This window comes from Amycolatopsis sp. NPDC049691 (genome assembly GCF_040675005.1).
Taxonomy (GTDB): Bacteria; Actinomycetota; Actinomycetes; order Mycobacteriales; family Pseudonocardiaceae; genus Amycolatopsis.
In genome coordinates, this window is record NZ_JBFANX010000001.1 from 367,028 (window position 1) to 392,266 (window position 25,239).

At 71.1% G+C, this 25,239-nt stretch carries 23 protein-coding genes; 13 read left to right on the top strand and 10 right to left on the bottom strand.

What is annotated here, in order from left to right; translation table 11 throughout:
- Window positions 1–53: 53 nt before the first annotated feature.
- From AB0J40_RS01815 to AB0J40_RS01840, 6 genes are all read left to right on the top strand, one after another.
- On the top strand, window positions 54–434 hold the full coding sequence (locus AB0J40_RS01815) for a DoxX family protein (protein WP_364446124.1): 381 nt from the start codon (window positions 54–56) through the stop codon (window positions 432–434).
- Between the two features lie 71 nt (window positions 435–505).
- A complete protein-coding gene (locus AB0J40_RS01820) occupies window positions 506–997 on the top strand; it encodes a hypothetical protein (RefSeq protein ID WP_364446126.1) in 492 nt (163 codons plus the stop codon).
- 143 nt (window positions 998–1,140) lie between these two features.
- On the top strand, window positions 1,141–1,656 hold the full coding sequence (locus tag AB0J40_RS01825; protein ID WP_364446128.1) for a hypothetical protein: 516 nt from the start codon (window positions 1,141–1,143) through the stop codon (window positions 1,654–1,656).
- A gap of 23 nt (window positions 1,657–1,679) precedes the next feature.
- A complete protein-coding gene (locus tag AB0J40_RS01830; protein ID WP_364446130.1) occupies window positions 1,680–2,117 on the top strand; it encodes an SRPBCC family protein in 438 nt (145 codons plus the stop codon).
- 65 nt (window positions 2,118–2,182) lie between these two features.
- On the top strand, window positions 2,183–3,586 hold the full coding sequence (locus AB0J40_RS01835) for an MFS transporter (RefSeq protein WP_364446133.1): 1,404 nt from the start codon (window positions 2,183–2,185) through the stop codon (window positions 3,584–3,586).
- A gap of 166 nt (window positions 3,587–3,752) precedes the next feature.
- Window positions 3,753–4,433 carry a hypothetical protein gene (locus tag AB0J40_RS01840; RefSeq protein WP_364446135.1) on the top strand — a complete coding sequence of 227 codons (681 nt, stop codon included), beginning with the start codon at window positions 3,753–3,755 and terminating at the stop codon, window positions 4,431–4,433.
- Between the two features lie 57 nt (window positions 4,434–4,490).
- On the opposite strand, the gene AB0J40_RS01845 is transcribed toward AB0J40_RS01840, so the two are convergent.
- The 4 genes from AB0J40_RS01845 to AB0J40_RS01860 all read right to left on the bottom strand — a co-directional run bounded on the left by AB0J40_RS01845 (window position 4,491) and on the right by AB0J40_RS01860 (window position 10,019).
- Window positions 4,491–6,152 (bottom strand): fumarate hydratase, encoded by a 1,662-nt coding sequence (locus AB0J40_RS01845; RefSeq protein ID WP_364446137.1) that lies wholly within the window; start codon window positions 6,150–6,152, stop codon window positions 4,491–4,493.
- Between the two features lie 624 nt (window positions 6,153–6,776).
- Window positions 6,777–7,805 (bottom strand): sigma-70 family RNA polymerase sigma factor, encoded by a 1,029-nt coding sequence (locus tag AB0J40_RS01850; RefSeq protein ID WP_364446140.1) that lies wholly within the window; start codon window positions 7,803–7,805, stop codon window positions 6,777–6,779.
- 289 nt (window positions 7,806–8,094) lie between these two features.
- Window positions 8,095–8,520 (bottom strand): D-aminoacyl-tRNA deacylase, encoded by a 426-nt coding sequence (gene dtd / locus AB0J40_RS01855; protein WP_364446142.1) that lies wholly within the window; start codon window positions 8,518–8,520, stop codon window positions 8,095–8,097.
- Entirely contained in the window at window positions 8,517–10,019 is a 1,503-nt protein-coding gene (locus AB0J40_RS01860; protein ID WP_364446144.1) for a methyltransferase, read from the bottom strand. Before AB0J40_RS01860 ends, dtd begins: the two co-directional genes overlap by 4 nt.
- 28 nt (window positions 10,020–10,047) lie before the next feature.
- Between AB0J40_RS01860 and AB0J40_RS01865 the strand changes: the two genes are divergently transcribed.
- Together AB0J40_RS01865 and AB0J40_RS01870 are read left to right on the top strand one after the other, a co-directional pair.
- Complete coding sequence (locus AB0J40_RS01865) at window positions 10,048–11,313, top strand: amidohydrolase (RefSeq protein ID WP_364446147.1); 1,266 nt, start codon at window positions 10,048–10,050, stop codon at window positions 11,311–11,313.
- Window positions 11,314–11,330: 17 nt separating this feature from the next.
- On the top strand, window positions 11,331–11,666 hold the full coding sequence (locus AB0J40_RS01870) for a DUF3099 domain-containing protein (protein WP_364446150.1): 336 nt from the start codon (window positions 11,331–11,333) through the stop codon (window positions 11,664–11,666).
- A 3-nt stretch (window positions 11,667–11,669) separates the two neighbouring features.
- Here AB0J40_RS01870 and AB0J40_RS01875 read toward each other — a convergent pair whose 3' ends face one another.
- Genes AB0J40_RS01875 through AB0J40_RS01890 form a run of 4 tightly spaced genes read right to left on the bottom strand, consistent with a single transcriptional unit; the run spans window position 11,670 to window position 14,856 of the window.
- Window positions 11,670–12,542 (bottom strand): carbohydrate kinase family protein, encoded by an 873-nt coding sequence (locus AB0J40_RS01875; protein ID WP_364446153.1) that lies wholly within the window; start codon window positions 12,540–12,542, stop codon window positions 11,670–11,672.
- The gene (locus AB0J40_RS01880; protein ID WP_364446156.1) at window positions 12,539–13,444 is read right to left on the bottom strand and encodes a pseudouridine-5'-phosphate glycosidase; all 906 of its coding nucleotides are present in this window, start codon (window positions 13,442–13,444) and stop codon (window positions 12,539–12,541) included. The genes AB0J40_RS01875 and AB0J40_RS01880 overlap by 4 nt, the downstream gene beginning before the upstream one ends.
- 9 nt (window positions 13,445–13,453) lie before the next feature.
- Window positions 13,454–14,068, bottom strand: a complete 615-nt coding sequence (locus tag AB0J40_RS01885) for a hypothetical protein (protein WP_364446159.1) — start codon at window positions 14,066–14,068, stop codon at window positions 13,454–13,456.
- The gene (locus AB0J40_RS01890) at window positions 14,068–14,856 is read right to left on the bottom strand and encodes a sporulation protein (RefSeq protein ID WP_364446161.1); all 789 of its coding nucleotides are present in this window, start codon (window positions 14,854–14,856) and stop codon (window positions 14,068–14,070) included. Before AB0J40_RS01890 ends, AB0J40_RS01885 begins: the two co-directional genes overlap by 1 nt.
- A gap of 58 nt (window positions 14,857–14,914) precedes the next feature.
- Between AB0J40_RS01890 and AB0J40_RS01895 the strand changes: the two genes are divergently transcribed.
- On the top strand, window positions 14,915–15,157 hold the full coding sequence (locus AB0J40_RS01895) for a DUF3039 domain-containing protein (RefSeq protein WP_163046767.1): 243 nt from the start codon (window positions 14,915–14,917) through the stop codon (window positions 15,155–15,157).
- A gap of 163 nt (window positions 15,158–15,320) precedes the next feature.
- Complete coding sequence (locus AB0J40_RS01900; protein WP_364446164.1) at window positions 15,321–16,157, top strand: hypothetical protein; 837 nt, start codon at window positions 15,321–15,323, stop codon at window positions 16,155–16,157.
- Window positions 16,158–16,210: 53 nt separating this feature from the next.
- On the opposite strand, the gene AB0J40_RS01905 is transcribed toward AB0J40_RS01900, so the two are convergent.
- Window positions 16,211–19,351 (bottom strand): efflux RND transporter permease subunit, encoded by a 3,141-nt coding sequence (locus tag AB0J40_RS01905; protein WP_364446167.1) that lies wholly within the window; start codon window positions 19,349–19,351, stop codon window positions 16,211–16,213.
- An 89-nt stretch (window positions 19,352–19,440) separates the two neighbouring features.
- Window positions 19,441–20,601: a YihY/virulence factor BrkB family protein gene (locus tag AB0J40_RS01910; RefSeq protein WP_364446169.1), complete on the bottom strand. Its 1,161-nt coding sequence runs from the start codon at window positions 20,599–20,601 to the stop codon at window positions 19,441–19,443.
- Window positions 20,602–20,813: 212 nt separating this feature from the next.
- Between AB0J40_RS01910 and AB0J40_RS01915 the strand changes: the two genes are divergently transcribed.
- The 3 genes from AB0J40_RS01915 to AB0J40_RS01925 all read left to right on the top strand — a co-directional run bounded on the left by AB0J40_RS01915 (window position 20,814) and on the right by AB0J40_RS01925 (window position 25,220).
- Window positions 20,814–22,550, top strand: coding sequence for a DEAD/DEAH box helicase (locus AB0J40_RS01915; protein WP_364446172.1), 1,737 nt, complete (start codon window positions 20,814–20,816; stop codon window positions 22,548–22,550).
- A gap of 664 nt (window positions 22,551–23,214) precedes the next feature.
- Window positions 23,215–24,354, top strand: coding sequence for a substrate-binding domain-containing protein (locus tag AB0J40_RS01920; RefSeq protein WP_364446174.1), 1,140 nt, complete (start codon window positions 23,215–23,217; stop codon window positions 24,352–24,354).
- Between the two features lie 92 nt (window positions 24,355–24,446).
- Window positions 24,447–25,220, top strand: a complete 774-nt coding sequence (locus tag AB0J40_RS01925) for an ATP-binding cassette domain-containing protein (protein WP_103351750.1) — start codon at window positions 24,447–24,449, stop codon at window positions 25,218–25,220.
- The last annotated feature ends 19 nt before the right edge of the window (window positions 25,221–25,239 follow it).

The following is a 25,239-nucleotide window of genomic DNA, read 5'->3' on the forward strand; positions in this document are numbered from 1 at the left end:
CACGTTCCCGCCGGCCGGTTCGTTCCTCCCGCACAACCGAACGGGAGGACGTCATGAACATCGCACTGTGGGCCGGACAGATCCTGCTGGCGGCGATCTTCGCCTTGTCGGGCGTGCTGAAGTCGACGATGTCGCGGCAGCGGCTGCTCGAAACCGGCCAGACGGGCGCGGCGGCGTACCCGCTGCCGGTCGTCCGCTTCACCGCGATCTGCGAGCTGTTCGCGGTGGCCGGCCTGGTCCTGCCGGTGCTCGTCGGCGTTGCGCCGGAGCTGACCGGCTGGGCGGCGGTCGGGCTGGCCGTGGTGATGGTGGGCGCGATGGCGATGCACACCCGGCTGGCGGTCGTGCGGCACAAGGCGGCCGAGTGGCGGAACGTCGGGGTGAACGCGCTGATCCTGGCGGTGTGCGTGTTCGTGGCGGCCGGCCGGCTCTGATTCCGCCACTGCGCGGGACGCCCTCGCACCGGCAGGTGCAACCGTTTCGGCGTCCACTCCGTCTGGCAGGTATGCGCACACTGCTGGGAACGGGTCTGTTGCTCCTCACGCTGACGGCGTGCGGGGCGGCGGGGACCGCGGGCGCGCCGGGCAGCACCGGACCGGAAACGCCCACGACGTCGGCATCGCCGGTGGTGCCGGGTTCGCCGACGGTCGCCCCGCCGCCGTCGCAGACCGTCGGCCGTCCGACCCAGGGCATCGCCCCGGGCGACAACGTGATCGCCGAGTCCCAGGTCGACGCGCGCGGGCTGCCCGAGGGCTATCCCCGGAGCCTCACCCGCAGCCTCGACGGCCGGACGGTGATCCTCCAGGCGGAGGAGGGTGGCTGCCGCCGCGTCGCCGCGCACGTCGGTGACCAGACGCCGCAGCAGGTGGTCGTGCTGGTCTCCGTCATCGCGGCGAAGAAGGGCCAGATGTGCCCGGACTACCTCAAGGAGGTCAGCATCCCGCTGACGCTGGCCGAGCCGCTCGGCACGCGCACGGTGGTGCTCCGCCAGGGCTGAGGAGTTCCCCCGACGCTGGGAGGGCGGCCCCGGGATGCCCGGGACCGCCCTCCCGGACCACGTCCGGGACCGGTTCGTGAAAAAGGCACGAACCAGCCGATCTTCCGTGCAACCCGCGGCGCCGCCCGTTCCGTCTTCGGGACATGAGGTACTTAGCGAAGGTGGTCGGGACAGGCGCGTTCCTGCTGATGGCGACGGCCTGTGCCGGCCGGGACATGCCCACCGGCCAGCCCGCGGCCGGGGGTGACACCGCCGCGCCCACCGGCAGCGTTTCGACGTCGCCGACCGAGTCGGTGCTGCCGACGTCGCCGTCGGCCAACCCGCCGGGCAAACCGCGGCTCACCGTGCCCGAGGGGAGCACGCCGGTGCCGCCCGGCCAGGTCGACGCCTCGGCGCTGCCCGGCGGCTACCCGCGCGAGGTGTGGACGGCCAACGGCGGCACCATCCTCAACGTCCGCGCCCAGGAAGGCGGCTGCGGGCACGCGCTCGGCGAGGCGACCGAGCAGGCGGGCGACCACGTCGTCGTCAACCTGAGCGAGACGAAGGCCCAGACCGGGCAGATGTGCACCATGGACATCCGGTACCCGGTGATCTCGGTCGCGTTGGCCGCGCCGCTGGACCAGCGCAAGGTCGTGCTGAAGACCACGCCGCCGAAGTGATCACCCTGGCCTAGGCTCGGGTGATGGGAAGCCGCCAGGTCTCACGCACCGCGATCGTAGCCGCGCCGCCCGAGAAGATCTTCGGGCTGCTCGCCGATCCGGCCCAGCACCCGCTCATCGACGGATCCGGCACGGTCCGGGCCGCCCAGCCGGGCGGCCCGGACCGGCTTGCGCTCGGCGCGAAGTTCGGCATGGACATGAAGCTGGGCGCGTCGTACAAGATCCTCAACACCGTCGTCGAGTTCGAAGAGGGCAGGCTCATCGCCTGGCGGCACTTCAACGGCCACCGCTGGCGCTGGCGCCTCGAGCCGCTGGGCGACGGCCGCACCGAGGTCACCGAGACGTTCGACTGGTCGACGGCGAAGTTCCCGCTCGCCATCAGCCTCAGCCCGTTCCCGCGCAAGAACGCCGAGAGCATCGAGAAGACGCTGGCGCGGCTCGGGGAGCTGTTCCCGGCCTGACGAGCGGCCCGCCCAATTAGTTGTACAGTGCTTAATATTGTCCGTGCAACTAGTTGGGGAGTGCGGTGCCGCAGCCGGTGCGCCGGCGGGTGGTCCTGGCCACCTGCTGCCTGAGCCTGTTCATCGTCGGGCTCGACAACACGATCGTGAACCTCGCGCTGCCGTCGATCCGCCGCGAGCTGGGCGCGTCGGTCTCCGGTCTGCAGTGGACGATCGACGCGTACACGCTCGTGCTGGCGAGCCTGCTCATGCTGTCCGGCTCGACCGCGGACCGGATCGGGCGGCGCCGGACGTTCCAGACCGGGCTGGCGCTGTTCAGTCTCGGCTCGCTGCTGTGCGGGATCGCACCGAGCATCGGGCTGCTGGTCGCGTTCCGGGCGCTGCAGGCGGTCGGCGGGTCGATGCTCAACCCGGTCGCGCTGTCGATCGTCGCGAACGTCTTCACCGATCCCCGTGACCGCGCCCGCGCGATCGGCGTGTGGGCGGGGGTGAACGGGCTGAGCCTGGCGGTCGGCCCGGTGCTCGGCGGCGTGCTGGTCGACTGGGCGGGCTGGCGTTCGATCTTCTGGATCAACGTCCCGGTCGGCATCGCCGCGATCGTGCTGACGGCGCTGTTCGTCCCCGAGTCGCGCGCCCCGCGCCCGCGCCGCCTCGACCCGGTCGGGCAGCTGCTGGTGATCGTCCTGCTGGCGGCGCTGACGTACGGGATCATCGAAGGCCGCGGTTCGGGGACCGCGGTGATGGTGGGCTGCTCCGTGGTCGCCGCCGCGGCGCTGGCGGCGCTGCTGCCGTACGAGCGACGGCGCCGGGATCCGTTGCTGGAGCTGAGGTTCTTCCGCAGCGTGCCGTTCTCGGGCGCGACGCTCACGGCGATCGCCGGGTTCGCGGCGCTGTCGGGGTTCCTGTTCCTCACCACGTTGTACCTGCAGGAGACGCGCGGGTTTTCGGTGCTGCACGCGGGGTTGCTGACGCTGCCGATGGCGGTGCTGACGGCGGTGGGAGCGCCGCTGTCGGGCCGCCTGACCGGCGCGCGCGGCCCGCGGCTCCCGCTGCTGGTGGCGGGTGCGGGGATCGCGGCCTCCGGCGTGGTGCTGGCGGGGATCGGCCCGGCTTCGCCGATCGCCGCGGTCGTGACGGGGTACGTGTGCTTCGGCATCGGCTACGGCTTGCTCAACGCGCCGATCACGAACGCGGCGGTGTCCGGGATGCCGCGCGAACAGGCGGGTCTGGCGGCGGCGGTGGCGTCGACGAGCCGCCAGGTGGGGACGTCGCTGGGGGTGGCGGTGATCGGCGCGGTGGTGGCGGCGCAGGCCGGGACGCCACCGGGAACGGGGCACGCGGTGTGGGCGATCGTGGCGGGCTGCGGCGTGGTGGTGTTCGTACTGGGGCTGGTGACGACGGGCCGCTGGGCATCGGCGACCGCGGCTCGGGTGAATGGTTCGGACCACGAGTCCGCCCCGGTGGTGTGAACACCGCGTCCCCGCGCTGGTCATCGCCCGGTTCGTCGTCAGTGGTCCGGACCACTATTTCTGTTCACGCATCGAAGTTGTCGAAAAAATTCCCGCGATTCCGGTGAACCGCCCGTGTTACCGGGCCGTATCCAAGGGTGAGGTGGTGATCAGAGAGGAGGGGCACATGCCCCGGTTGAGCAGTGGTCGGCACCGCAAGCAGGCGACCGTCGGTCTGGCCGCGTTGCTGGGCGTTTCCGGCATCACCGCGGCCGCCATCGCGCTGAGCAGTCCCGCGGGCAACGCCGCCGAAGCGCCCAAGGAAAACTGCGGGGGACTCGACACGGCCCTGCAGAACAACCTGAACTTCATCGCGGGCCAGCAGGCGAACCCGGACGCGCAGTCGGCCGCGCGGATCGCCAACCGGCAGGCGGTCGTCGACCTGATCCAGCAACGGCGGCAGGTCGCGGGCTGCACCGCGAACGTCGTCGCGAACAACGGCCAAGCCGCGCAGGCTCCGGCCGCACAGGCGCCGGCGCAGCAGGCGCCGGCGCAGCAAAACCAGCAGCAGAACCAGAACCAGCAGCAGAACCAGTCCGGAGTGGACACCGGCGCCGTCGGCGAAGTCGTCTGCCCGGGCTCGACCGTGACGCTCTCGGGCGAAGGCGGCGCGCCCGCCGCGTCCAGCAACCAGTTCCCGGCGGGGACGAAACTGAAGGTGACCAACCTGGACAACTCGAAGTCCACGACGGTGGAGGTCACGTCGGTGTCGGGCAGCTGCACGCTGCTCAACAACGCGGCCTTCGAACAGGTTCGGGAACCCGGAAAGTTCCTCATCCGGCGCGCGCGGATCGAGCGCGTCGGCTGAGGGAGCAGGGAAGAAAGGGGGCACCGGCGGCGGGCCGGTGTCCCCTTCCCCTGCGTCCTAACGGAAGCTGATCTGCAGCACCGGGTCGCCGGTGCTGGCGAAGAAGTCGTTGCCCTTGTCGTCGATGACGATGAACGCCGGGAAGTCCTCGACCTCGATCTTCCAGACGGCTTCCATGCCGAGCTCGGCGTACTCGAGGACGTCGACCTTCTTGATGCAGTCCTGCGCGAGCCGCGCGGCCGGGCCGCCGATCGAACCGAGGTAGAACCCGCCGTGCGCCTGGCACGCGTTCGTCACCTGCTTCGAGCGGTTTCCCTTGGCCAGCATGACGAGCGAGCCGCCGGCGGCCTGGAACTGCTCGACGTAGGAGTCCATCCGCCCCGCCGTCGTCGGGCCGAACGAACCCGACGCGTAGCCTTCCGGCGTCTTCGCCGGGCCGGCGTAGTACACCGGGTGGTTCTTCAGGTAGTCCGGCATCTCCTCGCCGGCGTCGAGGCGCTCGGCGATCTTCGCGTGCGCGATGTCGCGGGCGACGACCAGCGGCCCGGTGAGCGAAAGCCGCGTCTTGACCGGCAGCTGCGAAAGCTGCGCGCGGATCTCGGCCATCGGCCGGTTGAGGTCGACGCTCACGACGTCGTCGGAGAGGTCTTCCTCGGTGACGTCGGGCAGGAACCGCGCCGGGTCGCGCTCGAGCTGCTCGATGAACACGCCGTCGGCGGTGATCTTCGCCTTCGCCTGCCGGTCGGCGGAGCAGCTCACGGCGATGCCGACGGGGCACGAAGCGCCGTGGCGGGGGAGCCGGATGACGCGGACGTCGTGGCAGAAGTACTTGCCGCCGAACTGCGCGCCGATGCCGAACCGGCGGGTCATCTCCAGCACCTGCTGCTCGAGGTCCTGGTCGCGGAAGGCGTGGCCGAGCTCGGAGCCCTCGGCCGGGAGGTTGTCGAGGTAGCGCGCGGAGGCGAGCTTCGCGACCTTCAGGTTGAACTCGGCCGACATCCCGCCGACGACGATCGCCAGGTGGTACGGCGGGCAGGCCGCGGTGCCGAGGCCGCGCAGCTTCTCGTCGAGGAACCGCGCGAGCCGCTTCGGGTTCAGGACGGCCTTGGTCTCCTGGTAGAGGAACGTCTTGTTGGCGCTGCCGCCGCCCTTGGCCATGAAGAGGAATTCGTAGGCCGGGTCGTCCTGGCCGTCCTTGTGGTAGAGCTCGACCTGGGCGGGGAGATTCGTGCCGGTGTTGCGCTCGTCCCAGAAGTTGACCGGCGCCATCTGCGAGTAGCGCAGGTTCAGCTGCTGGTAGGCGTCGAAGATGCCTCGGGAGAGGGCGCGCTCGTCGTCACCGCCGGTGAGGACGCCCTCGCCGCGCTTGCCGATGACGATGGCGGTCCCGGTGTCCTGGCACATGGGGAGGACCCCGCCCGCGGAGATGGCGGCGTTGCGCAGGAGGTCCATGGCGACGAAGCGGTCGTTGCCACTCGCTTCCGGGTCGTCGACGATCGCGCGCAGCTGCTGCAGGTGTGATGTGCGCAACAGGTGCTGGATGTCGGTGATCGCGGTGCGGGCCAGGGTGGTGAGTGCTTCCGGGGCGATCTTCAGGAACTTCCGGCCGGCGGCTTCGACGGTTTCGACGCCCTCGTCGGTGACCAGCCGGTACTCGGTCGTGGTGTCCTTGCCCAGCGGGAGGACTTCGGTGTGCTGAAACGTGGTGGTGGACGGCACTGCCAGGCTCCTTTGCCAGCTCCGGGATCGGCCCACCTTATGCGGCGGCGGTCGTTGCGCCGAAGAGGCATGCGATCACTGTGGGCCACCCCACGCTCGTTCCGCGTTCGGCTGCAGGCTGGGGATCCCCACAACCCCGAAGCCCGATTGTGACTACGGCCGGCAGTACCGCGTCAAGGCGGGAAAGCGTGCCTTGACCCGGCACTGCCGGCCGTGTTCTGGCTTCGGATCGGGGTTGCGGGGCGGACTGGTTCGTGGGGGTGCGGGTTTGTGCTGCCGGCGTGCGTTCGCGGGGCGCCCCCGTCTTTTGGTCTTTTTGGTCGGGAGGCCGGGTCCACCCCGACGGACCCGACCTCCCGGGGAACGCTTCCGGATGCGTGCACATCCGGTTGCGAAGCCTGTGCCTGCACCTTTGGCCACCTCAGACGAGGCTGTCGTGACGAACGTCATAAGTCAACGCTGCCGAACGGGTGCTGGCCACGGGTTGCTACCCACGTCCGGAGGCGGTGAAACCCCGTTTTCGTGAAGAATTTTCGACGGCGGCCGCGTGAAACGTGGAACCGCTGGTCGAACACGTGCGAAAGGGGCGGGTGCACTCTGCACCCGCCCCTTCACTAGAAGCGATCAGCTGGCGTACGCGCGGAGCCGGTCGGCTCGCTCGCCCTGGCGGAGCTTCGACATGACCTCGCGCTCGATCTGGCGGACGCGCTCGCGGGAGAGCCCGAAGTGCTTGCCGATCTGGTCGAGCGTGCGCGGCTGGCCGTCGTCGAGGCCGTAGCGCAGGCGGATCACGTGCTGCTCGCGGTCGTCCAGCGTCGCCAGTACGCGGCGCAGGTCGTCCTGCAGCAGGCCCGAGATCACGGCGCTCTCCGCGTCGGTCGCCTCGGAGTCCTCGATGAAGTCGCCCAGCGGGGCGTCCTCCTCGGTGCCGACCGGCATGTCCAGGCTTACCGGGTCGCGCGAGTGGTCGAGCAGGTCGGAGATCTTGTGCGCCGGGATGCCCGACTCGGCGGCGAGCTCCTCGTTCGTCGCGTCCCGCCCGAGCTGCTGGTGCAGGTCGCGCTTGATGCGGGCCAGCTTGTTGACCTGTTCCACCAGGTGGACCGGGAGCCGGATGGTGCGGCCCTGGTCGGCCATGCCCCGGGTGATGGCCTGGCGGATCCACCAGGTCGCGTAGGTCGAGAACTTGAACCCCTTGGAGTAGTCGAACTTCTCCACCGCGCGGATCAGGCCCAGGTTCCCCTCCTGGATCAGGTCGAGCAGCGGCATCCCCCGGCCGGTGTAGCGCTTGGCCAGCGAGACCACCAGGCGGAGGTTGGCCTCCAGCAGGTGGTTCTTGGCCACGTGCCCGTCACGGACCAGGGCGGAAAGCTCCTTGCGGCGCTTCGGGGTGAGGTTCTCCCCGGTGTCCAGCATGTGCTGGGCGAAGACGCCGGCTTCGATGCGCTTGGCGAGCTCGACCTCGTCGGCCGCGGACAGCAGGGCCGTCTTGCCGATGCCGTTGAGGTAGACGCGGACGAGGTCGGCGGCGGGGCTCTGGGCGTCGAGGTCGGCGTCGGTGAGCGCCCCCACGCTCGCCGGCTCCTCGGACACCTGAGCCGGGATGCGCTCGCGAATCCCGCGCGACTCGCGTTCGAGAGTCTGGACTGACATTCTGCCTCCCCGGTCACGGGCTGAACGTGCTGCTGCGGTCGTCCCACCGGGTGCGTACCCGCGGACCGGGGCCTGTGGAACCCGGTACGCCGGTCCGGCCGGCTTGGCTGGACATCTGGCACAACGCTCCGGGTTTCCAAAACGTTCCCGGCTCGCCTAAAAGGGAGACGGCTGCCGGCGCGCTCCGGTTGCTCGACCATTGCTGAGCTTTTGCTGAGAACGCCGGGGAGGCGGGAAACCTGAGAATCCCATGTGAATCATGTCAAGACGTGAACCGTGGCGGGGTGGTCTAGACCTCCACGAGAACGGTGAACGGACCGTCGTTGACGCTCGAGACCGCCATCATCGCCCCGAAACGGCCCGTCGCCACGGTGGCGCCGCGGCCGCGCAGCTCGGCCACGACGGCGTCCACCAACGGCTCCGCGACCTCCGGCCGGGCGGCTCGGGTCCACGACGGCCGCCGCCCTTTCTTCGTGTCGCCGTAGAGCGTGAACTGGCTCACCACGAGCAGCGGCGCATTCGCCGTGGCGCATGATTCCTCGTCGCGCAGCACGCGCAGCTCGTGCAGTTTGCGCGCCATCGTCACGGCCTTCGCCGCGTCGTCGTCGACGTGGATCCCCAGCAGCACAAGCAAACCCGGCTCGTCGATCGCCCCGACGACCTCGCCGTCGACGGTCACGTCCGCCCGCGTGACGCGGGCCGCGACCGCCTTCACCGGTCCGCCGGGACGAGCATCCCGTGCCGGACGAGCTCGCGGACGACGGGCAGCGCGGTGGCCGCCAGCTCCGAAGCGTCGAGGCCCTGCGAGAACGCGAGGAGCTCGATCAGGTCCTCCAGGGGCAGCGCGCCGCGGCAGCCCGCCAGGAGCCGGGCGGCCAGGTCGTCGACCTCGTGCTGCCAGCCCGGCCCGTCGGTGCGGTGCAGCCGCCGGACGGTCGTCGCCCAGCCGTCGTCGCCGGGTTCCTCGATGCTTTCCAGCAAAACCGTGTCCGGCACCACAAAACGGACATCGAGCAATGAATCACCCGATTCGCGCAGCCATTCCACGCGGTCCAGCCAGCCGGCCGCTTCCGGGCCCAGCGGGTCGTCGTAGGCCTGCCGGAGGTCTTCGCAGACGACGGTCGGTGTCCGCCCGGACGCGCGCCGCAAGGTGACGAAGCCGAAGCCGATGCCCCGGACGTCGTTCGCGGTGAACCAGTCGAGCCACGCCGCCGCCTTCGCCCGGCCTTCCGGCGAGCGCGGGTCGAGGCCCGCGTCCCGCAGCCAGGTGCCGACGTAGAGCGCCGGGTCGGCGACGTCGCGCTGGACGAACCAAGCGTCGGTCTCGGCGGGCAGCCAGCGGCTCACCCGGTCGGCCCAGTCCTCTTTCCCGGTGTGCACCCACGACGCGAGCAGCTGGCCGACGCCGCCTTCGTTGAGGAAGCCGGGCAGCTGCCGGACGACCAGCGCGCTCGCGTCGTCGCCGGCCAGGCCGGAGTCGCGGTAGGTGTAGTCGACGCGGGCCGGGCCGACCACGAACGGCGGGTTGCAGACGACCTGGTCGAACTTCCGCCGCGCGACCGGCGCGAACCACTCACCGCGCACCAGCTCGACGTCCAGCTCGTTGAGCCGGAACGTCGCCGCGGCCAGGGAGAGGGCCCGCTCGGAGACGTCGGTGGCGGTGACGCGCTGGGCGTGCCGGGTCGCGTGCAGGGCCTGGACGCCGTTGCCGGTGCCCAGGTCGAGCAGCGTGCCGACCGGGCGGCGGCTGGTCGCGCGGATCAGCGACAGCGACGCGTGCCCGACGCCGAGCACGTGGTCCTCGGGCACGGTGGTGCCGAGCACGTCGGCGTCGAGGTCGGACACGACCCACCACGAGCCCTCGTCGTCGCCGTGCGGCCGGATGTCGAGGGCGGCGCGGTAGCCGTCCGCCACCGGGGCCAGCACCCCGGCGGCGACGGCGTCTTCCGGCGACAGGGGCGCGAAGGCGGCTTTGACCGCGGTCTCCGGCTCGGTGCCGCCCAGCAGGAACAGCCGGATCAGCGTCCCGAGGTCGCCGGCGTCGCGGCTCGCGCGCTCGGCGGGCACCGGCTCGCCGCGGCCCAGCGCCGCGTGGGCGGCCCCGCCGAGGGCGGCCACCACGCCGTCGGCGTCGTAGGAGGCGCGCCGGAAGGCCTCGCGCAGCCGCGCGCAGACGTCGTCGGACAGGTCGGGCAGTACGCTTCGCGTGCTCACGGTGGGTAATGCTGCCACGATGGCCCCCGTGACCCTTGAACGCGTCCTCGCCCCGCTCGACGCGGCGCTGCCCGAGCTCGAAGCGCTGTACATCGACCTCCACCGCCACCCCGAGCTGTCCTTCGCCGAGACCCGGACGGCGGCCGAGCTGGCCCGGCGGCTGGAGCACGACGGCTACGAGGTGCACACCGGCATCGCCGGCACCGGGGTGCTGGGCGTGCTGCGCAACGGCGAAGGCCCGACGGTCCTGCTGCGCGCCGACATCGACGCGCTGCCGGTCGAGGAGAAGACCGGGCTGTCGTACGCGAGCACCGCGCGCGGCACCGACGAGCAGGGCAAGGACGTCCCGGTCATGCACGCGTGCGGGCACGACATGCACGCCACCTGGCTTTCGGGCGCCGCCGCGCTGCTCGCGAAGGGCCGCGACACGTGGTCGGGCACGCTGCAGGTGGTCTTCCAGCCGGGCGAGGAGGGCGCGGGCGGCGCCGTCCGGATGGTCCGCGACGGCCTCTTCGACCGGGCGGGCACCCCCGACGTCGTGTTCGGCCAGCACCTGGTGCCCGGCCCGGCGGGCTGGGTGCTCACCCGCCCCGGCGTGATCATGGCCGCGACCGACACGCTGCGCATCACCCTGCACGGCCGCGGCGGGCACGGCTCGCGCCCGGAGACGACCGTCGACCCGGCCGTGCTGGCCGCGTCCGTCGTGCTCAAGCTGCAGACGATCGTCTCGCGCGAGATCGCGGCCACCGACTCGGCCGTGGTCACCGTCGGCTCCCTGCACGTGGGCACCGCGAGCAACGTGATCGCCGACGACGCCGTGCTGGAGGTCAACGTCCGGTCGTTCGACCAGGCCGTCCGCGAACGGGTGCTGGCCGCGGTCGAACGGATCGTCAACGGCGAGGCGGCGACGGCGGGCGCGCCGAAGCCGCCGGAGATCGTCCGGTCCGGTTCCTACCCGGTCACCGAGAACGACGAAGCCGCCAACGACGCGCTCACCGAGGTCTTCCGCGGCCACTTCGGTGCCGACGTGGTGCTGCCGGCACCGCTGGTGACCGGCAGTGAGGACTTCAGCGAGTTCGGCCGCGCGGCCGGCGTGCCGTCGGTGTTCTGGCTGGTCGGCGGCTTCGACCCGCAGACGGTCATCACGGCGATGACCGAGGGCCGGTTCGAGCGCGACATCCCGTCCAACCACTCGCCGCGCTTCGCCCCGGTGCTGCACCCGACGCTGCGCACGGGCATCGAGACCCTCGTCACGGCCGCGTTGAGCAAGTTGTCCCACCCAGCTGACGGATGACCGGAACAGGTGGGACGATGGGACGTGGAGGTGGTGCAGTGACCACGCCCGCCAAGGACTCGGACCCGGTGCTGATCACCGGGGCGGCCCCGTCGTACGAAGAGCAGTTCGCCGCCCGCAAGCGCAAGTACGTGATCATGATGGCCTGCCGGATCCCGTGCCTGATCCTCGCCGGGCTGACCTACCACACGTGGTGGCTGGCGCTGGGCTTCCTCGCGATCTCGGTGCCGCTGCCGTGGGTCGCGGTGCTGATCGCCAACGACCGCCCGCCCCGCAAGTCCGAGCACGTCTCGAGGTACCAGCGCGAGGCGAAGGCGATCGAAGGCACCAGCCACCGCGTCATCGACGGCTGAGCGTCAGCCGGGCTGCGGGCCCACCTTCCCGACGGCCAGCGCGCCCAGCCGCGTCCCGTGCCGCAGGACGTCCACAATGGACTCCCCGGCCAGCCAGCCGGTGAGCACGCCCGCGTCGAACGCGTCGCCCGCGCCGGTCGAGTCGATGCAGTCGGCCTCGACCGCCGGGACGCTCGTCACGCCGTCGCGGTCCACCCAGCTCGCGCCGTCGAGCCCGGCCGTCACGACCACCGCGCCGACCGTGCCGAGGAGCTCCTTCGCCGACACCGGGTCCGCCGAGCCGGTCAGCGCCACCAGCTCCTCGGTGTTCGGCATCAGCAGGTCGACACCGCGGACGTCGTCGAGGAAGGCCGCCGGGTCGGTGATGTGCGCGGCCGCCTGCGGGTCGACCGACGTCGTCAGCCCCGCTTCGCGAGCGGCGGCCAGCGCGGCGAGCCCGGCCGCGCGTGACGGCGGGTCGAGCAGCACGTACCCGGACAGGTGCAGGTGGTTCGCCCCGGCCAGTGCCTCGGGCGTGACGTCTTCGGGGGCGAAACGCTGGTTCGCACCGCGGTCGGCGAGCATGCTGCGCTGCCCGGAGCCGTCGACCATGACGACGACGCAGCACGTCGGCGCCTCGGGGTCGACGGCGAACGCGCACCGCACGCCCGCCGCCTCCAGCTCGGCCCGGATCAGCCGGCCGCCCGGATCGTCGCCGATCCGGGCGAGCAGCGTCGTCTCCGCGCCGAGGTGCCGCAGCCACAGCGCGGTGTTGGCGCCCGAGCCGCCGCCGGTGAACCGGATCTTCGCGCGGGCGTCGCCGCCGTGCGGCAACGGCTTGTCGTGTCGGGCGATCACGTCCAGAGCGGCGTCGCCGACCACCACGATCCCGCTCATGCCAGCGCCACCGCGACTTCGGTGGCCAGCTTGGCGTTGTTCAGCACCAGCGCCTCGTTCGCGTCGATGCTCACGCCGCCGCTCGCGGTGTGGAAGTGCTCCAGCAGCACCGGCGTGACGTCGGCGCCGTGCACGCCCTGCTCCTCGACGAGCGCGAGGCCCTCGGCGAGCAGCCGGTCGTGCAGCTGCTTGTCCATTTCGGACGCTTCGGGAATCGGGTTCGCCAGCAGGACACCGGAATCCGCGTACGCGCGGTGGGCGTCGATCACGGCGGCGGCCTGCTTCGGCTCGTCGACCCGCCAGCCGACGGCGTGCCCGGACGAGCGGAGGTAGAACGCCGGGAAGTCGTCGGTGCGGTAGCCGAGCACCGGCACCGAGTTCGTCTCCAGCACTTCGAGCGTGGCGGGGATGTCGAGCACCGACTTCACGCCGGAGCAGACGACCACGGTCGGCACCTTCGCCAGCACGCCGAGGTCCGCCGAGACGTCCCAGGACTGCGCGGCGCCGACGTGCACGCCGCCGAGCCCGCCGGTGGCGAACATCCCGATGCCGGCCGCGGCGGCCAGCGCCGACGTGCTCGCGACGGTCGTCGCGCCCGACCGGCCGAGGCCGACGGCCGGGCCGAGGTCGCGCAGCGAGAGCTTGTCGAGGCCGGCGTCCGGCGCGCAGACGCGCTCGAGCTCGGCGGGGGAGAGGCCGACGACGACGCGCCCGTCGAGCACGGCGATGGTGGCCGGGACGGCGCCGCCGTCGCGCACGACGCGCTCGAGGCGGCGGGCGACGTCGAGGTTGCGGCCCGGCGGCAGGCCGTGGGACAGGATGGTGCTCTCCAGCGCGACGACGGGGTGCCCGTCACGCAGCGCCGAGGCGACCTCTTCGTGCAGCGAGAGTGCGGTAGTCACGAGGGACCATCATCGGTGATCGGGTCGCCTGCCGCGCCAGTGGGTCAGCTCGGCGGTCAGGTTCGCTTCGGCCGCGCTCGCCCAGCGTGCTCGCGCGGCTTCGCTGCGGTAGAGCCGGCGCGCGAGCATGCCCTCGAGGACGGCGATGCGGCCTTCGCGCCAGACGTCGTCGGGGTACTTCGCGTACTCCTCGCGCACGCCTCGCGCGTAGGCCGCGTACAGCTCCTTCGGGGCGCCGAGGATGGCGAGGTCGGCGTCGAGGAGGGCGGTGGCCAGTGCGTCCTCCGGCGGGGCGTCGTGCTTGATGGTGGCGAGGATGAGGTTTTCGACGCGGTCCTGGTGGCGGTCGGCGAGGTCCAGCGCGTCGCGAGCCCACCGCGCGCTGGCGCGTTCGTCTTCGCCGGGGTTCGCGTCGTAGACGACGTCGTGCGTCCACGCGGCGACGGCGACGATCGCGCGGTCGGTTTCGCCGAGGCCTTCGGCCAGCCAGGCGGAGTCGCGGACGACGGCGGCCGCGTGGGCGAGCGTGTGGTAGCGGCGGTGGGGTTCGCCGTAGCGGGCCTGGAGTTCGGGCCAGGCGTCGGGAGTGCCGCCCAGGACGGCGACCGCTTCGGCCCACTCCATCAGTCGAAGATCCCGCGCGGCCGGGCGAGGAGGTCGAGCCAGTCGTCGAGCTGCTTCTCCCAGTTCACGTCCGGCTTCATCGTGAACATCCCGAGGAAGTCCTGCCCGCGCCCGCCGAAGCCGCCCGTTTTGGCGACCCGGACCCGCTTGGTCACCTCCAGGACGACGTCCGTGCGGTCCGGCGACGCCAGGAACGTGACCGCGAGCTGGGAAAACACGCTCGCGAAGCGGGGCGAAGGCGTGAAGCGGACCTCCTGGAAGAACGGCAGCTGCTGCTGGGCGCCGGTGATCCGGCCCTGCTCGAGGATCGCCTCGCGGAAGGTGAAGCCGATGCGGCTCAGCGCGTCCAGGACGCGCTTCTGCGCCGGGAGCGGCTCGATCGCGACGGCGTCGGCGTCGAACGGGTCGGACACCGACGTCGCCAGGTCGAGCTCGGCCCGCACGCCGACCGCCATGCCGGTCAGCGGCTTGCCGTAGACGCTGGTCACCGGCGTCTCCCAGGGTAGCGGCACCTCGAACGGGACGCGCACCTGCTGCCCCGCGCGGATGACCTCGCGCCCGACCAGGTGCTGGGTGCCGAAGGGGAGGTCTTCGGTCTTGTCCGCGCCGGGGACCTGGACGCGGGCCAGCAGCGTCACGGCGAGGCCCTTGATCTCCTGGTCGACGTCGCCGCCGGCCAGCAGGACCTCGCCGTGCAGGGGACGGCCCGGGGTGGCGGTCCGGTCGAGCAGGCGGGCGTCGATCTTCGCCCCGCCCGAGCCGAACGTCGCGAGCACCTTCTGGAACATGCCGTGGATCCTGCCAGGCCGAGGACCCGTCGCGCGGGGTCTCGGGCACAATGGACGGGTGAGCACCGAGACGCTGACGAAGCCGGAAACCACGCCCGAGGGCACGGACACCACCGACGACGACTCGCCGAAGATGTTCCACTACGTGAAGAAGAACAAGATCGCCGAGAGCGCGGTCATGGGCAACCACGTGGTGGCGCTGTGCGGCGAGGTCTTCCCGGTGACGAAGTCGCCGAAGCCGGGGTCGCCGGTCTGCCCGGCCTGCAAGGAGATCTTCGACGGGCTGCGCCCCGGGGAGTGACCCCGGCTTGAACCCCGGCGGGTGTTCCCGCCGGGTCTTCGGGCTGTCCGGAAACGGACAAGTCGTCGAACAAACGTGAAAAACCTTCATTCGGCGGGTGTGCCGGGTGCGGGAGTCCTGGTAAATCCAGCTGGCCAGGTTCCCTCACCCACCGGAGTCGCACATGCGCAGAACCGGGATCGTGCTCACCCTCGCCGCCCTGCTCGCCGTGGTTTCGCCCGCGCTGGCCCAGGCCGTCACCGGCTGGACGGAGGTCGGCCGGGACTCCGCGCGCGCCCTCGACGAGAGCCAGGGGCTCGCCACGATCGTGCGGCCGTCCGGCACCACCATCCGCTACACCGGGATCGGCACCATCCCGGCGGACCTCGGCTCGCAGGGCTGGAACCACGTCGGCGACCCGGGCTCGGCCCAGGGCTGGTACGTCGAGCCCTACCAGCGCGACGACCGCGGCGCGAAGCTCTTCCGCGTCCAGGCCCCGGACGGCTCGTGGAAGAACTACAAGCACAACCTCGAGTCGTGGGAAGCCAACAACAACTCCTTCGCCGCGGTGTCGCCCGACGCGCGTTGGCTGGTGGCGGGGGAGTGGGGCACCATGGACCGGCTCCTGGTCCACCCGATGCCCGGCGTGGTGGCGACGGACCCGGCGCAGAACCTCCCCTACGCCTCGGCGATCCGCCTCGACCACCCGGTCCGCGACGTCCAGGGCTGCGACTTCCAGACGGCGACCCGCCTGCTCTGCGCGTCCGACGACCCGGACGGCAGCCTCTTCGGCACGACGAAGCCGCTGCTGCAGGTGGACCTGGCCGGGGCGCTCAACGGCGCCGACGTCACCGGGCACGTAACGTCGCTGGGCCAGCTGCCGCTGCGCAGCGGCTGCGGCGGGAACTTCGAGGTCGAGGGCATCGACTTCGACGAGCGCGACGGCACCCTGCGGGTGATCGTGATGTCGCCGAGCATCTGCGTCCTCTTCGACTCGATGACCTACCGCTTCAAGCAGTGAACGCACGAAGGGCCGTGGCTTTCACGTGAAAGCCACGGCCCTTCGTCAGGCGGTCAGGCGGTCGGGGCGGGGTCCAGGGACTCCGACTCCGGCGCCTTCGCCGGCGTCCGCTTGGCTTCGCGCCGCGCGCGCCGCCGTTCCTTGCGGGTCTCGACCATCGTGTACAGCGTCGGGACCAGCACCAGCGTCAGCAGCGTCGAGCTGACCAGGCCGCCGATCACCACGATGGCGAGGGGCTGGCCGATGAAGCCGCCCTGGCCGGTGATGCCCAGTGCCATCGGGACGAGCGCGAAGATCGTCGCCGCCGCGGTCATCAGGATCGGGCGCAGCCGGCGCCGGCCGCCCTCGGTGACGGCGTCGGTGACGCTCATGCCCTCCGCGCGGTACTGGTTGATCAGGTCGATCAGCACGATCGCGTTCGTCACCACGATCCCGACCAGCATCAGCATGCCGATCAGCGCCGGCAGGCCGAGCGCGGTGCCGGTGGCCAGCAGCAGCCCGATCGCGCCGGTGGCCGCGAACGGGATCGACACCAGCAGGATCAGCGGCTGGACCAGGCTCCGGAACGTCGCCACCATGATCAGGAACACGATCGCGATCGCCGCCAGCAGCGCCAGGAACAGGTTCGAGAACGCCTCCTGCTGGTCCTGGCTCACCCCGCCGAGCGAGTACGACGCGCCGCCGGTGAACGTCAGACCGTCCAGCTTGGACTTGATGTCCGCGGTGGTCTTGGTCAGGTCGTCGCCGGTGTTCTTGGCCGTCACCGTGGTGCTCAGGTCGCCGCCGGTGCGGTGCACCGACGCCGGTCCGTCCACAGTGGACACCTGCGCGACCTCGTCGAGCCGGACGACCCCGGCCGGACCCGGGATCGGCAGGCCCTTCACCTGGTCGACGGTCACCGGAGCCGTGCCGGCGCGCAGCACGATGTCCGTGCGCTGGCCGTCGACGGGCAGCTGCGTCACCGTCCGGCCGGCGATCGCCTGGTTGGCGACCTGGCCGATGGTGCTGGCCGACAGCCCGTGCGCGGCCGCCGCGGCGTCGTCCACCTCGACCTGTACCCGCGGCGAGCCCACGGCCAGGTCGCTGCTCACCTCGGTCAGCCCCGAAACCCCCGACAACGCCTGGACGACCTGGTCGGACGCGGGCTTGAGCGCGGCCTCCGACGGCGCGGTCACCGTCACCGAGACCTGGTCGGAGTTGAACCCGGACGCGTCCGCGCCGATCTTGATCTCGCCCAGCTCCGGCCGCGACGTCAGCTTCGAGCGCAGCCGGTCCGACAGCGCGTCGAGATCGGTGTCCTTCGCGACGGTGACGGAGATGCTCGTGTTGGTCCCACCGCCGAAGCCGAAGGTGCCGCCCCCGCCGATGCTGACCTGGTACGTCTGCACCGCCGGCTCGGCCGCGAGGGCCTGCTCGACCGCCGTCGCCGCCTGCTCCTTCGCCTCGACGCTCGTGCCCGCGGGCAGCTTCTGCGTCATGTTCAGCGTGGTGCCCCCGGACTGGTCCAGGAAGTTCGTGTTCAGCCGCGTCGCGAGCCCGACCGTGCCGGCGAAGATCAGCAGCGCCAGCAGGACGACGGTCAGCCGCCGCCTGGTCGCGAACCGGATCACCGGCAGGTAGGCCCGCTGCAGGAAGCTGCGGCGCTCCTTCTCGACGGCGGCTTCGCGCGCCCGCTCGGCTTCGATGGCGTCCGCGGGCACCGAGGGCCGCTTCAGGAACCAGTACGCCAGCACGGGAACCACGGTCAGCGACACGAGCAGCGAAGCGAGCAGCGCCACCGTGACGGTGACGGCGAACGGCGAGAACAGCTCGCCGACGAAGCCGCCGACGAACGCGATCGGCAGGAACACCGCGACGGTCGTCAGCGTGGACGACGTCACCGCGCCGGCCACCTCGCGGACGCCGTCGAGCACTGCCCGCTGCTTCTCCTCGCCGTAACCCAAGTGCCGCTTGATGTTCTCCAGCACCACGATCGAGTCGTCGACCACCCGGCCGATCGCGATGGTCAGCGCGCCGAGGGTGAGCAGGTTGAGCGACAGGTCGCCGGTCCACAGCGCGATCAGCGCGACCACCACCGACAGCGGGATCGACACCGCGGTCACCAACGTGGAACGCACCGAGAGCAGGAACAGCAGGATGACGACGACCGCGAACGCCAGGCCCAGCAGGCCTTCGGTGGTCAGGCCGCTGATCGCGTCCTTCACCGGCGTGCCCTGGTCGAACACGACGCTCATCTCGGAACCGGTCTTCTTCGCCAGGTCCGGCAGCTTGTCGCGGACGGCGTCGGAGATCGCGACGGCGTTCCCGTTGTCCACCATGGTGATCGAGAGGCCGAGGCTCGGCTTCCCGTTGGTGCGCGTGATCGACGTCGGCGGCGCGAAGCCGCTCTGGACGTCGGCGACGTCGCCGAGCTTCACCGGCCCCCGCGCCGGGGCGCCTTGCCGGGCCGTTGCGCTCGGCGTGAGGTAGAGGTTGCGGAGGGTGTCCACAGTGGTCTGTCCGCCGCCGACCTGGACGCTCAGCGTCTTGCCGCCCTCGGTCAGGGTGCCGGCCGGCACGGCGGCGCCGGCGGTCTGCAGCGTGGTCGCGATGGACGCCGGGTCGACGCCGGCCGCGGCCAGCTTCGCGTAGTCGAGCGTGATCGTGACGCGCGGCTGCCGCACGCCGGTGACGGTCACGGTGCGGACGCCCTCGATCTTGCGCAGCTCCGGCGCGACCTGGTCGGTCAGCGCGGGCGCGAGCCGCTGCGGGTCACCGGCGGTGCCCGCGGCGACCAGCACGACCGGCAGGTCGTCGGTGCTGCCGGCGGACACGGACGGCTCGGAGTTCTGCGGCAGCCGCGGCCGGACCTGGTTCACCGCCTGCTGGATCTGGGAGACCGCGGCGTCGAGGTCGGTACCGAACTCGAACCGCGTGACGACCCGCGAAACGCCGTCCGAGGACGTCGAATCGATCTCCTCCAGGCCTTTCAGCCCCTGCAGCGCGCCTTCGAGCGGCTCGGTGACCTGCCGGTCCACCGCGTCCGGCGACGCGCCGGCGTAGGAGGTGACGATCTGGGCCTGCGGGAACTGCAGCGACGGGAACAGCTGCTGCTTGATCTGCGGCAGCGCGAAAGCGCCGAAGCCGACGACCACCAGCGCGAGCAGGCCGATCAGGCTTCGGTTGCGCAGGCTCAATCTGGCCAGCACGGACATGACTGTGGGAACCCCCTCGGGAAGGACGCGGCGGCCGACGCCGGCGCGCACGATGGGGGAAGCGTGCCATGTCCGAGCTGAGGAGCGACTCAGTCTGGGGGTGGATTCCGGGTCGTCCCCTGGGAGGAGACGCGACCCTGAGGCGCGCTGGGTGCCGGTTCGGGCGCGCTCGGTGACGGCTGGTCCTCTTCGGACGGTGGTGCTCCGGGTGGCGCGTCGCCGTTGGGGGAGACGTCTTCGGCGCGCGGGCGCCGCAGCGGCGTGGTCGTGCGCTCCCACAGCTTGCGGCCCTCTTCGGAGCGCAGCCGCTCGGAAGCGCGTTCCATCTCCAGCCGCCGCCACTTGCGCCGCTGCCGCCGGGTCGCCTTCGCCGGCCACAGCTCCTGGATCGCGCTGTTGAAGTAGGCGCCGCCGACGACGGCGAGCCCGATGAAGAACATCAGCAGCAGGAAGGCGATCGGCGCGGCGAGCGCCCCGTAGGTGTAGCCGGTTTTGGTGATCCAGTTCAGGTAGATGCGCAGGCCGACCGAGGAGAGCAGGAACACGACCATCGCGAGCACCGCGCCCGGCAGCCCGCGGTGCCACGGCAGCTTCCGGGGCAGGGCCAGCTTGTACAGCGTGGTCAGCGCGAGGGTGATCATCACCCCGAGGGTCGGGAAGTACAGCGCGCTCACCCACGACGTCACGGTCGGGCGCCAGTCGGCCGGGAAGAACTCCGGCAGCAGGTCGGGGCCGATCGCCAGCAGCGGCAGCCCGACGACCAGGATCACCAGGCCGCACAGGTAGAGCAGGAGCGCGAAGATCCGCTGCCAGACGTCGTTGCGGACGCCGTACTGGTCGTGCGCGACGGTGATCGCGTCCACGAACGACGACATCGCCGACGAACCCGCCCACAGCGAGATCAGGAAGCCGACCGAGACGATCTCGCCCTTGCCGACGGTGAGGATGCTGTTCACCGTCGGTTCGATGATGTCGTGCACGGCGTTCTGGCTGAACACCGTCCGGCAGAAGCCGATGATGCGGTCGTGCACCGCGGCGACGACGTCCTGGCCGAACCACTCGCCGACGAAGCCGAGGCTGCCGAGCAGCCCGAGCAGCAGCGGGGGCAGCGACAACGTCTGCCAGAAGGCCGCTTCGGCGGCCTCGGAGAAGATGTTGCCGTCCCAGGCCTTGGCGAGCGTGCGCGTGAGGAGGCGCCACGGCCCCTTGCGGGCCACCTTCGTCGCTGCGGACGGCTGCACCTCACCCATGACGTGTCCAGCATGGTCCATCCGTGCTGATTTGGCTCGTCACACCCCCTGCGGCCGGGCGTGTCGGGGGACATCACCCGTGCCGGTGCCCGGAACTGTCGGACCCGGCCGGTAGACTCGCTCCAGTGCCCTCACCGCAGTCGCCGACGCAGCAGTCGGTACCACAGTGAGGGTTTTCGCACGTCAAAGCACTTGAGCGAGGGGGGACCGGCATGACGGAGACGCAGCTCGGGGCGCCTCCCGCGGAGAAGGACTCGACCGCGCGCCCGCTGCGGGCGTGGCAGCGGCGGGCGCTCACCAAGTACCTGACGCAGAAGCCGAAGGACTTCCTCGCGGTGGCGACGCCCGGCGCCGGCAAGACGGTGTTCGGCCTGCGGATCGCCGCGGAGCTGCTGAGCGACCGCACGATCGAGGCGGTCACCATCGTCACCCCGACCGAGCACCTGAAGCACCAGTGGGCGGCCTCGGCCGCGGCGGCCGGGATCGCCATCGACTCGAACTTCCGCAACACCACCGGCGTCACCTCGTCGGACTACAACGGCGTCGCGGTGACGTACGCGCAGGTCGCGGCGCACCCGACGCTGCACCGGGTGCGCACGGAGAACCGCAAGACACTGGTGATCCTCGACGAGATCCACCACGGCGGCGACGCGAAGTCCTGGGGCGACGCGATCCGCGAGGCGTTCACCCCGGCCGTCCGGCGCCTGGCGCTCACCGGGACGCCGTTCCGCTCCGACGACTCGGCCATCCCGTTCGTCACCTACGAGCCGGACGCGGGCGGCTTCCAGCGCAGCAAGGCCGACCACACGTACGGCTACGCGGACGCGCTGGCCGACGGCGTGGTCCGGCCGGTCGTCTTCCTCGCGTACTCGGGCGAGGCGTCCTGGCGCACGAGCGCGGGCGAGGAGTTCACCGCGCGGCTCGGCGAGCCGCTGACCGCGGAGCAGAACGCCCGGGCGTGGCGTACCGCGCTCGACCCGGCCGGCGAGTGGATCCCGGCGGTGCTGCAGGCCGCGGACACCCGGTTGTCGCAGGTCCGCCAGCACGTGCCGGACGCGGGCGGCCTGGTCATCGCGACCGACCAGGAGACGGCGCGGGCGTACGCGAAGATCCTGGAGCGCATCTCGGGCGAGACGCCGACGCTGGTGCTTTCGGACGACCCTAAGGCGTCGGGCCGGATCAAGGAGTTCTCCGAGACGAAGGAACGCTGGATCATCGCGGTCCGGATGGTCTCGGAAGGCGTCGACGTCCCGAGGCTGGCGGTGGGCGTGTACGCGACGAGCGCGTCGACCCCGCTGTTCTTCGCCCAGGCGATCGGCCGCTACGTGCGGGCCCGCAAGAAGGGCGAGACGGCGAGCGTCTTCCTGCCGTCGGTGCCGGTGCTGCTGGAGCTGGCGAGCGAGCTGGAGGCCCAGCGCGACCACGTGCTGGGCAAGCCGCACCGCGAGAAGGAGGGCTGGGAGGATGAGCTCCTGGCCCAGGCCAACCGCACCGAGGACGAGCCGGGCGAGGAGGAGAAGGCGTTCACGTCGCTGGGCGCCTCGGCCGAGCTCGACCAGGTCATCTACGACGGCAACTCCTTCGGCACGGCGGTGTTCTCGGGCTCCGACGAGGAGCAGGAGTACCTCGGGCTGCCGGGCCTGCTGGAGCCGGACCAGGTCCGGGCGCTGCTGCGCAAGCGCCAGGAAGAGCAGATAGCGGACGAGAAGCGCCGCAAGCCGGCCAAGGAGGAAGCGCCCCCGCCCGCGGCGCGCCCCCAGTCGGTGAGCGAGCGGCTCGGTGCGTTGCGCAAGGAGCTGAACGCGCTGGTGGGGATGTACCACCACCGGACGAAGAAGCCGCACGGCGCGATCCACAACGAGCTGCGGCGGGTTTGCGGTGGGCCGGTGACCGCGATGGCGACTGTCGAGCAGCTGGAAGAGCGGATCGTGACGCTGCGGTCCTGGTAGCCGGCCGACCCAGCGCCCCAATGTGGCCTTCGGTGCGTCTGACGCAACCAAGGCCACATTGGGCGCTTGAGACCGGACCTCACCCCGGCGCGAACCGCCTGTCCGCGCGCCCGGCCGGAGAGGCCCGCCAGCCCGCTGGGGGTCGCCCAGGCGGCTGAACTCCGCCGTCACCGTCCGTTCCTGGTACGTACCAGGCAGTACGTGACACTCCGTGTCATCCGTGTCACCGCGAACCTGCCCGCGCGTCCCCCACTCGCTGCCCCTCCGGGCACCTTCCGCTCCGAAGTTCGCAAGTCGGCGACCAATCAGCGGTCCGTCACGTGGGTTCACCACCACTTCGCGGCGGATTGCGCTGAGTACACCCCGGCGGAGTACCTTCAAGCCGTCAAGAAACCTGGATGTAACAGAGGGTGAGTGCTGGCGATCACATCGTCAGCGGATCTACTCTTTCCGGGCGAGGTTCAGCCCGTGTTGCCGAACCGTGTCCAATTGGTGTCATTTAATCGATCCAGCTATCTTCCCCGCAGCCGCTCAGCGGCATATGTTGTCGCCCACAACATATGCGCGTCGGTGCGCCGGGACCCTCCGGATCACCGCCCCGCAGGGCCCGGAGCGACGCCGAGGGCCCGCTCGTCACCAATGCTTGGATCCGGAAGGAACGAGGATGCGCAGCAGAACCCTTACCCTCCTCGCCGCCACGGTGAGCACCGCCCTGGTGCTGACCGCTTGCGGTGCCAACAGTTCGAACAGCGGGGGCACGGGGAGCAGCTCCGCTTCCTCGTCCGCCCCGGCCGCCGGTGGCGGCGCCAACGGCAAGGTCGGCGTCATCCTCCCGGAGACCGCCACCTCGGCGCGCTGGGAAGCCTTCGACAAGCCGATGCTGACCGCCGCGCTGTCGGCGCAGGGCTTCGAGGTCGACGTCCAGAACGCCCAGGGTGACAACCAGAAGTTCTCGACGCTGGCCGACGGCTTCATCAGCTCCGGCGTCAAGGTCCTGGTCATCGCCCCCGGTGACCCGGCCGTCGGTGCGGCGGTGGAGGCCAAGGCCAAGACCGCGGGCATCCCGGTCATCGACTACGACCGCCCGAGCCTCGGTGGCTCCGCCGACTACTACGTCTCGTTCGACAACGAGAAGGTCGGCCAGCTGCAGGGCCAGGCCATGGCCGACGCGCTGAAGAGCAAGCCGGGCGCGGGTGTCGTCCAGATCGAGGGCGCCCCGACCGACAACAACGCGACGCTGTTCACCAAGGGCCAGGACTCCGTCCTCGACCCGCTGTTCGCGGCGGGCACGCTGAAGCGGATCCAGAAGCAGCCGATCAACGACTGGGACAACCAGCTCGGTGGCACGACGTTCGAGCAGATCTTCACCGCCAACGGCGGCAAGGTCGACGGCGTCGTCGCGGCGAACGACGGCCTGGCCGGCGCGGTCATCACCATCCTGAAGAAGAACGGCCTCAACGGGAAGGTCCCGGTCACCGGCCAGGACGCGACCGCCGACGGCCTGATGGCGGTCATGCGCGGCGAGCAGTACATGACGGTCTTCAAGCCGATCAAGGAAGAGGCCGAGGCCACCGCCAAGCTGGCTGCCGCCCTGGCCAAGGGTGACACCGCGGGTGCCGACGCCGTCGCCACGGGCAAGCTCCACGACCCGAAGGGCAACCGCGACATCAAGTCGGTCCTGCTCACGCCGCAGACGATCCTGGAGAAGGACGTCAAGACGGTCGTGACCCAGGGCTACGTGAAGGCGAGCGAGATCTGCGGTGGCGACCTCGCCGCCAAGTGCACCTCGCTCGGCATCTCCTGAGCTGTCCGCTCAACCCATGAACAGCCGGGCCGGGACGCGCACCCCGACGGCGCGTCCCGGCCCGGTCCCCACCCAGGAGAAACCATCCAGCCATGAGTGAGCCCATCCTCGAGATCAAGGGCCTGAACAAGAGCTTCGGCCCCGTCCACGTCCTCCACGACGTGGACTTCGACGTGCGTGCGGGCGAAGTGACCGCCCTGGTCGGCGACAACGGCGCCGGCAAGTCGACCCTCGTCAAGTGCATCGCCGGCATCCACCCGTACGACTCGGGGGCCGTGCGGTTCAACGGGCAGGACGCCCACATCCGGGGTCCGAAGGACGCCGCCGACCTCGGCATCGAGGTCGTCTACCAGGACCTCGCGCTCGCCGACAACCTCGACATCGTGCAGAACATGTTCCTCGGGCGCGAGCGCGGGAGCAGCTGGAAGCTGGACGAAGCCAGCATGGAGAAGGCCGCTCGCGAGACGCTGGCCTCCCTGTCGGTGCGGACCGTCAAATCCGTCCGCACGCCGGTCTCCTCGCTGTCCGGTGGTCAGCGCCAGACCGTCGCCATCGCGAAGTCGGTGTTGTGGAACAGCAAGGTCGTCGTGCTCGACGAGCCGACCGCCGCGCTCGGTGTCGCGCAGACCCGGCAGGTGCTCGACCTGGTCCGCCGGCTGGCCGAGCAGGGCCTCGGGGTCGTGCTGATCAGCCACAACATGGCCGACGTGTTCGAGGTCGCCGACCGCATCGCCGTGCTCTACCTCGGCAGGCTCGTCGCCGAGGTGCACACGAAGGACGTCACCCACGGCCAGGTCGTGGAACTGATCACCGCGGGTCGCTCCGGTGACCTCGGCCTGGCCCGGCCCGAAGCCGTGGTCCTGTGAGCGCGAAGAAAGATCCGGA

Excerpts from the sequence above, each read along its gene's own strand:
- AB0J40_RS01885 (WP_364446159.1), bottom strand. The coding sequence starts at position 14,068 with ATGGAGTGGGCCGAAGCGGTCGCCGTCCTGGGCGGCACTCCCGACGCC.
- AB0J40_RS01910 (WP_364446169.1), bottom strand. The coding sequence starts at position 20,601 with ATGGGTGAGGTGCAGCCGTCCGCAGCGACGAAGGTGGCCCGCAAGGGG.
- AB0J40_RS01850 (WP_364446140.1), bottom strand. The coding sequence starts at position 7,805 with ATGTCAGTCCAGACTCTCGAACGCGAGTCGCGCGGGATTCGCGAGCGC.
- AB0J40_RS01870 (WP_364446150.1), top strand. The coding sequence starts at position 11,331 with ATGGGACGTGGAGGTGGTGCAGTGACCACGCCCGCCAAGGACTCGGAC.
- AB0J40_RS01920 (WP_364446174.1), top strand. The coding sequence starts at position 23,215 with ATGCGCAGCAGAACCCTTACCCTCCTCGCCGCCACGGTGAGCACCGCC.
- AB0J40_RS01820 (WP_364446126.1), top strand. The coding sequence starts at position 506 with ATGCGCACACTGCTGGGAACGGGTCTGTTGCTCCTCACGCTGACGGCG.
- AB0J40_RS01905 (WP_364446167.1), bottom strand. The coding sequence starts at position 19,351 with ATGTCCGTGCTGGCCAGATTGAGCCTGCGCAACCGAAGCCTGATCGGC.
- AB0J40_RS01830 (WP_364446130.1), top strand. The coding sequence starts at position 1,680 with ATGGGAAGCCGCCAGGTCTCACGCACCGCGATCGTAGCCGCGCCGCCC.
- AB0J40_RS01825 (WP_364446128.1), top strand. The coding sequence starts at position 1,141 with ATGAGGTACTTAGCGAAGGTGGTCGGGACAGGCGCGTTCCTGCTGATG.
- AB0J40_RS01875 (WP_364446153.1), bottom strand. The coding sequence starts at position 12,542 with ATGAGCGGGATCGTGGTGGTCGGCGACGCCGCTCTGGACGTGATCGCC.
- AB0J40_RS01815 (WP_364446124.1), top strand. The coding sequence starts at position 54 with ATGAACATCGCACTGTGGGCCGGACAGATCCTGCTGGCGGCGATCTTC.
- AB0J40_RS01840 (WP_364446135.1), top strand. The coding sequence starts at position 3,753 with ATGCCCCGGTTGAGCAGTGGTCGGCACCGCAAGCAGGCGACCGTCGGT.
- AB0J40_RS01915 (WP_364446172.1), top strand. The coding sequence starts at position 20,814 with ATGACGGAGACGCAGCTCGGGGCGCCTCCCGCGGAGAAGGACTCGACC.
- AB0J40_RS01900 (WP_364446164.1), top strand. The coding sequence starts at position 15,321 with ATGCGCAGAACCGGGATCGTGCTCACCCTCGCCGCCCTGCTCGCCGTG.
- AB0J40_RS01890 (WP_364446161.1), bottom strand. The coding sequence starts at position 14,856 with ATGTTCCAGAAGGTGCTCGCGACGTTCGGCTCGGGCGGGGCGAAGATC.
- AB0J40_RS01925 (WP_103351750.1), top strand. The coding sequence starts at position 24,447 with ATGAGTGAGCCCATCCTCGAGATCAAGGGCCTGAACAAGAGCTTCGGC.